Genomic DNA, 6,768 nt, shown 5'->3' with positions numbered 1-6,768 from the left:
CGGTGGGGCGATTCGCGCAGTTCCCCGCGCCCCTGAGAGCACCGGCCGTCCCTCGACCGCAGGCCCGTGGGGCGATTCGCGCAGTTCCCCGCGCCCCTGAGAGCACCGGCCGTCCCTCGACCGCAGGCCCGTGGGGCGATTCGCGCAGTTCCCCGCGCCCCTCAGGCCACAGGCCGTTCGTCGGCCGCGAGCCGGTGGGGGGATTCGGGTAGTTGTGCGTGGCTCTGAGGAGGTGGGGGGGGACCTCGGCTACCAGGTCGGGGGGCTTGCTATGGCTCGGGAGAGGACGTCGTCCAGGACTCTTGCTGTGGTGGGGACGTCGAGTTGTGAGTTGTCGATGATGGGGAGGCCGGAGCCGTACCAGCCGGCCATGCGGCCGTGGATGCGGGCCACCTCCTCGTCGGTGAGGCGGCGGTTGCCCGTGCGTTCCGCGTTGCGTTCCAGGACGATGTCGAGGCCGGGGAGCAGGACGACCGGGAGGAGGCCGGGGCCGACGTGTCGCTTCCAGCCGCCGAGGCCGACGACCGGGCGGTCCGGGAAGACCGCGTCGTCGAGGATGCACGAGATGCCGTTGGCGAGGAAGTTGCGCGCGGCGAAGCCGCAGGTGCGGCGGGCCAGGCGGTACTGGGCCTCGGAGTGGTCGTTCCACCCGGACTGCGGGTCGGCGAAGCCGGAGCGGACCCACTCGCGGACGTCGTCGAGGCTGATGTGGGCGGTGGGGACCCGGCGGTGGTCGGCCCAGTACTTGGCCACGCTGGTCTTGCCCGCACCGGCGGGGCCGATCAGGAGGACGGCCAGGGTGGTGGTGGTCGGGTCGGGGACCGTGGCGGCGGGAGGAGCGCTCGGCATGCCCACGGGGGCGCCCGGCGGGAGCGGGACGTGACCCGTGGTGTCGGGGGGCAGTGGCGGCTGCGGGGGCGCGGCCGGTGGCGGCGGTACGGGCGCGGGGCCGTGCGGCGCTCCCGGGTGCTGTGCGGCCGGCTGCCAGCCGGTCGGTCCCTGCCCCGGCTGATGGGGCGGCGGCAGCGGAGATCCCACTGCGTGCTGCATCCGGTGCCACTCCGTCTCGTCATGTGCGGCTGCGCTCGTTACCGAACGGTACCGCCCCCGGTGGTCGTTTGGTGAAACGGCCGGGGGCGGTCCGAAGTGCCCGTGCCGGGAGGCGAACCGGGCGGAAGGAACAGTCGCGGACCTACTGCCCGACCTCGCCGTAGGCGGCGAGCAGCACGGCCGGGTCCGGGCCCTCCAGGACGGTCGGCTTGGCGAGGCCGTCCAGGACGATGAACCGGAGCAGGTCGCCGCGGGACTTCTTGTCGACCTTCATGGTCTCGACCAGCTTGGGCCACTGGTCGTAGCGGTAGTGCAGCGGGAGACCGACGGACTCCAGGACCGTACGGTGGCGGTCGGCCGTCGCGTCGTCCAGGCGGCCGGCCAGCCGGCCCAGTTCGGCGGCGAAGTGCATGCCGACGGCGACCGCGGCGCCGTGCCGCCACTTGTAGCGCTCGTTCTTCTCGATGGCGTGGCCGAGCGTGTGGCCGTAGTTGAGGATCTCGCGCAGGCCCGATTCCTTGAGGTCGCAGGAGACGACCTCCGCCTTCACCCGGATGGAGCGCTCGATCAGCTCGGCCGTGTGCGGGCCGGCCGGGGTGCGCGCCGCCTCGGGGTCGGACTCGATGAGCTCGAGGATCACCGGGTCGGCGATGAAGCCGGCCTTGATGATCTCGGCGAGCCCGGAGACGTAGTCGTTGACCGGGAGCGAGTCGAGAGCGGCCAGGTCGCAGAGGACGCCCGCCGGGGGGTGGAAGGCGCCGACCAGGTTCTTGCCCTCGGCGGTGTTGATGCCGGTCTTGCCGCCGACCGCGGCGTCCACCATCGCGAGGACGGTGGTGGGGATGGCGATCCAGCGAACGCCCCGCAGCCAGGTGGCGGCCACGAACCCCGCGAGGTCCGTGGTCGAACCGCCGCCCACGCCGACGACGACGTCGGTGCGGGTGAAGCCGGACTGGCCGAGCGCCTTCCAGCAGTAGGCGGCGACCTCGGCGGTCTTGGCCTCCTCCGCGTTGGGCACCTGGATGGCGACGGCCTCGAAGCCCTGCCCGGCCAGGTCGGCGCGGAGCGCGTCGCCGGTCTCGGCGAGCGCCTCGGGGTGGATCACGGCCACCCGCTTGGCCCTGTCCCCGATCAACCCGCCCAGCTCGCCCAGGAGCTGACGGCCCACCAGGACCTCGTACGGCTCGGTGCCCGCCGTGCCGCCGACCTGGATCCGGGTGACTGCCTCGCTCATGCTTCCTTCAACTCCAGTGCGTCCAGGGCTGCTTGGGTGACCTCTTCGGGCGTACGGCCGTCGGTCGCCACGACGGCCGTGGCGACCTCCTCGTACAGGTGCCGTCGCGCCTCCATCAGCTCGCGCCACTGCTTGCGCGGGTTGATGGCGAGCAGCGGCCGGGCCGCGTTCAGGCCGGTGCGCTTGACGGCCTCCTCGACGTCCATCGAGAGGTAGACCACCGTGCGGCCGGCGAGCAGACCGCGCGTCTCCGCGTCGAGGATCGAGCCCCCGCCGAGTGCGAGGACACCCTCGTGCTCGTCCAGCGCCACCCGTACCGCCCGCTTCTCGATGGCCCGGAAGGCCGGCTCGCCCTCGGCCACGAAGATGTCGGCGATGGCGCGGCCCTCGGCGCCGACGATGTCCTCGTCGGTGTCCCGGTAGCCGACGCCGAGCCGTTCGGCCAGCAGCTGCCCGACCGTGGACTTGCCCACGCCCATCGGCCCGACCAGCACCACCCTCGGTGCGCTGCTGGTCACCGGATGGCCAGGTTCTCGAGGTACGACCGGACGTTCCGGCGGGTCTCGGGGACCGAGTCACCGCCGAACTTCTCAGCGACCGCGTCCGCCAGGACGAGCGCCACCATCGCCTCGGCCACGATCCCGGCCGCCGGCACCGCCGACACGTCCGAACGCTGGTGATGGGCCTGGGTGGCCTCGCCGGTCGCCACGTCCACGGTCTGCAGGGCCCGCGGCACGGTCGCGATCGGCTTCATCGCGGCCCGCACCCGCAGCAGCTCGCCGGTGGAGAGGCCGCCCTCGGTGCCGCCGGCCCGGCCGGAGACCCGGCGGATGCCCTCCGGCGTGCCCACGATCTCGTCGTGGGCCTGGGAGCCGGGCACCCGGGCCAGCTCGAAGCCGTCGCCGATCTCGACGCCCTTGATCGCCTGGATGCCCATCAGGGCCCCGGCGAGCCGGGCATCCAGCTTGCGGTCCCAGTGCACGTGCGAGCCCAGGCCCACCGGGACGCCGTACGCCAGCACCTCCACCACTCCGCCGAGCGTGTCGCCGTCCTTGTGCGCCTGGTCGACCTCCGCGACCATCGCCTTGGACGTGTCCGCGTCCAGGCAGCGCAGCGGGTCGGCGTCCAGCTTCTCGACGTCGGCCGGGGTGGGGTAGGTGCCGGCCGGGGCCTTCACGGAGCACAGCTCGACGACGTGCGAGACGATCTCGATGCCCGCCGTCGCCTTCAGGTACGACCGGGCGACGGCGCCGAGCGCCACGCGGGCCGCGGTCTCCCGGGCGGAGGCCCGCTCCAGGACCGGCCGGGCCTCGTCGAAGCCGTACTTCTGCATGCCGGCGAGGTCCGCGTGGCCGGGGCGGGGCCGGGTCAGCGGGGCGTTGCGGGCGAGTCCGGCGAGGATCTCGGGGTCGACCGGGTCGGCCGCCATGACCTGCTCCCACTTGGGCCACTCGGTGTTGCCCACCATGATCGCGACCGGGGAGCCGATGGTGAGACCGTGCCGGACGCCACCCAGGAAGGTGACCTCGTCCAGTTCGAACTTCATGCGCGCACCGCGGCCATAACCGAGCCGCCGCCGTGCCAGGTGGTCGGCGACCATCTCGGTCGTGATCGGCACGCCGGCGGGAAGGCCCTCCAGCGTCGCGACAAGTGCGGGACCGTGGGACTCCCCCGCGGTCAGCCAACGCAGCCTGCTCAACGATGCTCCTCAGTGCTCGCGCTCTGGTACTGCCCTGCGTACGCGCGTCCTCGCGTACGGCGACGGCCGACCGGGTGCGCGGGCCCGGTCCGTCATGTCCGATCCTCCCACGTCCGGGCCCTGGACCCGGCGCCCGGTCCAGCAGTCGGACGCGGATCCGTCAGGTCAGCGCTCTGCGAGCGCCTTCTCCCCGGCCCGCCGCATGGCGTCGAGCGGCGCCGGGGCGCGGCCGGTCATCTGTTCGACCTGCAGCACGGCCTGGTGCACCAGGAGGTCGAGGCCGCTGACGACGGCGCCTCCGAACATCGACCAGCGGGCGGCCAGCGCGGTGGGCCAGGGATGGTAGAGGACGTCGAAGAGGGTGGTGGGGCGCTCCGGTACGGCGGTGGCCAGGGCGTCGGTGGTGCCGGCGGGGGTGGTGGCGATCACCAGCGGGGCGTGCAGGGCCTGCTCGGCGTCGGCCCAGTCGGCGGTGCGGACCTCGACGTCGAGCCGCTCGCCCCAGTGCCGCATCTCGGCGGCGCGCTCCTCGCTGCGGACGTAGGCGACGACCTCGCCGGTGCAGATCCGGGCCAGGGCGGCCAGGGCGGAGGAGGCGGTGGCGCCGGCGCCGAGGATCGCGGCGGAGCCGACCTGTTCGATGCCGTGCTCGCGGAGCGCGGCGACCATGCCCGGGATGTCGGTGTTGTCGCCCAGACGGCGTCCGTCCTCGGTGAAGACGACGGTGTTGACCGCGTCCACCGAGGCGGCCGTCTCGCTGATCTCGTCGACCAGCGGGATGACCGCCCGCTTCAGCGGCATGGTCAGCGACAGCCCCGCCCACTCCGGTCCCAGCGTCCCGAGGAAGCCGGGCAGTGCGGCCTCGTCGACCTCGAAGCGCTCGTACGACCAGTCGGTGAGACCGAGTTCGTCGTACGCGGCCCGGTGCAGCACCGGGGAGAGGGAGTGGGCGATGGGCTTACCGAGCACGGCGGCACGGCGGGCGTCAGTTGCCCGAGTTGGCATTGAATTTTTCCTTGAGCTGCTGGAATTCCGCGTAGGTCTTGGCGAATTCGGTGTTGTTCTGGCCGTCGGTCGCCACGAAATAGATCCAGCCGTCGTCGGTCGGATTCAGTGCCGCCTTCAACGCTTCCTCGCCGGGGTTGCCGATCGGACCGGGCGGAAGCCCCTTCTGGGTGTACGTGTTGTAGGGGTCCCTGTTGCTGTTGATCTCCGACTCGCTGATATGGATGTTGCTGGTGCCCTTCAGGTAGTTGAAGGTCGAGTCGAATTGCAGCAACTGGTTCGTCTCGGTGTTCGTGGACTTGAGACGGTTGTAGATCACTTCCGCCATCTTGCGGAAGTCGTCGTGCGTCTTTCCTTCGGCCTGGACGAGGCTCGCGACCGTGATGACCTGCAGCGGGCTGTCCAGATCGTACTTCTTGGCCTCCGCCTCCAGGTCGTAGCCGGCGTACTGCTCCTTGGCCGCGGCGACCATCTGTTTCAGGATCGCGTCAGGCTTCATGCCCTTGGCCGCGGGATAGGTACCCGGGTAGAGGAATCCTTCCAGCGGGTCCATGATCTTGCTGTTGGTGTTCGCGTAGCTCGGCAGGCCGAGGTTCTTGTACTCGGCCTTGGCGATCTTCTTGGAGGAGCCGGCGGAAAGGCCGAGCTTCTTGTCCAGGGACACATAGACGGCCGCCGCGCGCTCGCCCGGGGTGACCACCACATTCGCCTGGCTCTTCGGGTCGAGCATCAGCAGCACGCAGCTCGCGGCGGACATCTCCTTCTTGAGGGTGTAGGCACCCGCCTGGATCGTGTTGCCCTTGGAGTTCTGTGTCTGCGCGTGGACGAACGCGTCGACGCTCTTGACGACACCGGCTTCCTTCAGCCTCCGGCCGATGTCGTAGCCGCCCGCGCCCTTGGGGATCTGGACGGTCACGGTCTCGCTGTTGCCGCTGCCCGCGTAGTCCGGAGCCGCGCCGAAACGATTTTGGTAGAAGTGCCAGCCGAAGTAGCCGACGGTGGCCGCGCCACCGCCGAAGACCAGGCAGACCACCAGGCAGGCGCAGCCGCTGCGGCGCTTCTTGGCGCCCTTGCCGCCTTTGGCGTCCTTGCCGCGGCCACCACCGCGGCGCCCTTTCGGGTCGTCGTCCCCGTCGTCGTCATCGTCGTCGGCGCCCGTGAAGAAGGGGTGCTGCTCCTCTTCCTCCTCCTCGACAGCGGGCTGCGGTTCCGGCTCGGGGCGCCGGCGGCCGGGCGGCTCCGGGGGCGGGTAGGCGTCCTCGGTGCCGTAGAAGTCGGGCTGCTCGGCACCGTAGGCCACGGGCTGCTGGCCGTAGGGGTCGCCCGGGTCGGCGGCGTAGGGGACGTGGCCGTGGGTGCCGGTAGCGTCCCAGGTGCCCTGGTGGTACTGCTGCGGGGCGTGGCCGACGTACTGCTGCTGGTCGTACTGCTGCTGGCCGTGCCCGTCGGCGTAGTGGAGTTGGCCCTGCTCGTCGTAGTACGCGTACTGCTGCTGGTCGTACCCGCCCTGCGGGTGCTGGCCCCAGTCGCCGTACTGCTCCTGCTGCGACTGCTGCGGGTAGTGCTGCGGCTGGCCGCCGTAGGGGGACTGCTGACCCACGTGGGCCTGCTGTCCTCCCCACCCGTCGTCCCCGTACAACGGGTCCTCCGGGTGCCACGGTTCGGAGCCTGGGCCCCGGCCATACTCAGTCATCGATCCCCTAGAGCCGCGAGGCGGCGCGTCACGCGGCTGGTGGGCCGGCCGACCGTTCCGCCTCTTGCTGTGCGGTGGCTGTTCGAA

At 71.5% G+C, this 6,768-nt stretch carries 6 protein-coding genes; all 6 read right to left on the bottom strand.

All coding sequences use genetic code 11. From position 1 onward, the window contains the following. Positions 1-249 precede the first annotated feature (249 nt). Positions 250-1,050, bottom strand: coding sequence for a Pro-rich N-terminal domain-containing protein (locus ACIQVL_RS24660; RefSeq protein ID WP_403476361.1), 801 nt, complete (start codon positions 1,048-1,050; stop codon positions 250-252). A gap of 142 nt (positions 1,051-1,192) precedes the next feature. Beyond that, the gene (aroB, locus tag ACIQVL_RS24655; protein ID WP_403476360.1) at positions 1,193-2,284 is read right to left on the bottom strand and encodes a 3-dehydroquinate synthase; all 1,092 of its coding nucleotides are present in this window, start codon (positions 2,282-2,284) and stop codon (positions 1,193-1,195) included. Next, a complete protein-coding gene (locus ACIQVL_RS24650; RefSeq protein ID WP_403429820.1) occupies positions 2,281-2,763 on the bottom strand; it encodes a shikimate kinase in 483 nt (160 codons plus the stop codon). The genes aroB and ACIQVL_RS24650 overlap by 4 nt, the downstream gene beginning before the upstream one ends. 35 nt (positions 2,764-2,798) lie before the next feature. Further along, positions 2,799-3,983: a chorismate synthase gene (gene aroC, locus ACIQVL_RS24645; protein WP_403476359.1), complete on the bottom strand. Its 1,185-nt coding sequence runs from the start codon at positions 3,981-3,983 to the stop codon at positions 2,799-2,801. A 165-nt stretch (positions 3,984-4,148) separates the two neighbouring features. After that, entirely contained in the window at positions 4,149-4,988 is an 840-nt protein-coding gene (locus ACIQVL_RS24640; RefSeq protein WP_403429634.1) for a shikimate dehydrogenase, read from the bottom strand. Further along, positions 4,969-6,681: an endolytic transglycosylase MltG gene (gene mltG, locus ACIQVL_RS24635; protein ID WP_403476358.1), complete on the bottom strand. Its 1,713-nt coding sequence runs from the start codon at positions 6,679-6,681 to the stop codon at positions 4,969-4,971. The genes ACIQVL_RS24640 and mltG overlap by 20 nt, the downstream gene beginning before the upstream one ends. Between the last annotated feature and the right edge of the window lie 87 nt (positions 6,682-6,768).

The sequence above is a fragment of the Streptomyces sp. NPDC090499 genome, assembly GCF_044769305.1.
Lineage (GTDB): Bacteria > Actinomycetota > Actinomycetes > Streptomycetales > Streptomycetaceae > Streptomyces.
This window is presented reverse-complemented; position numbering and strand designations above follow the sequence as displayed.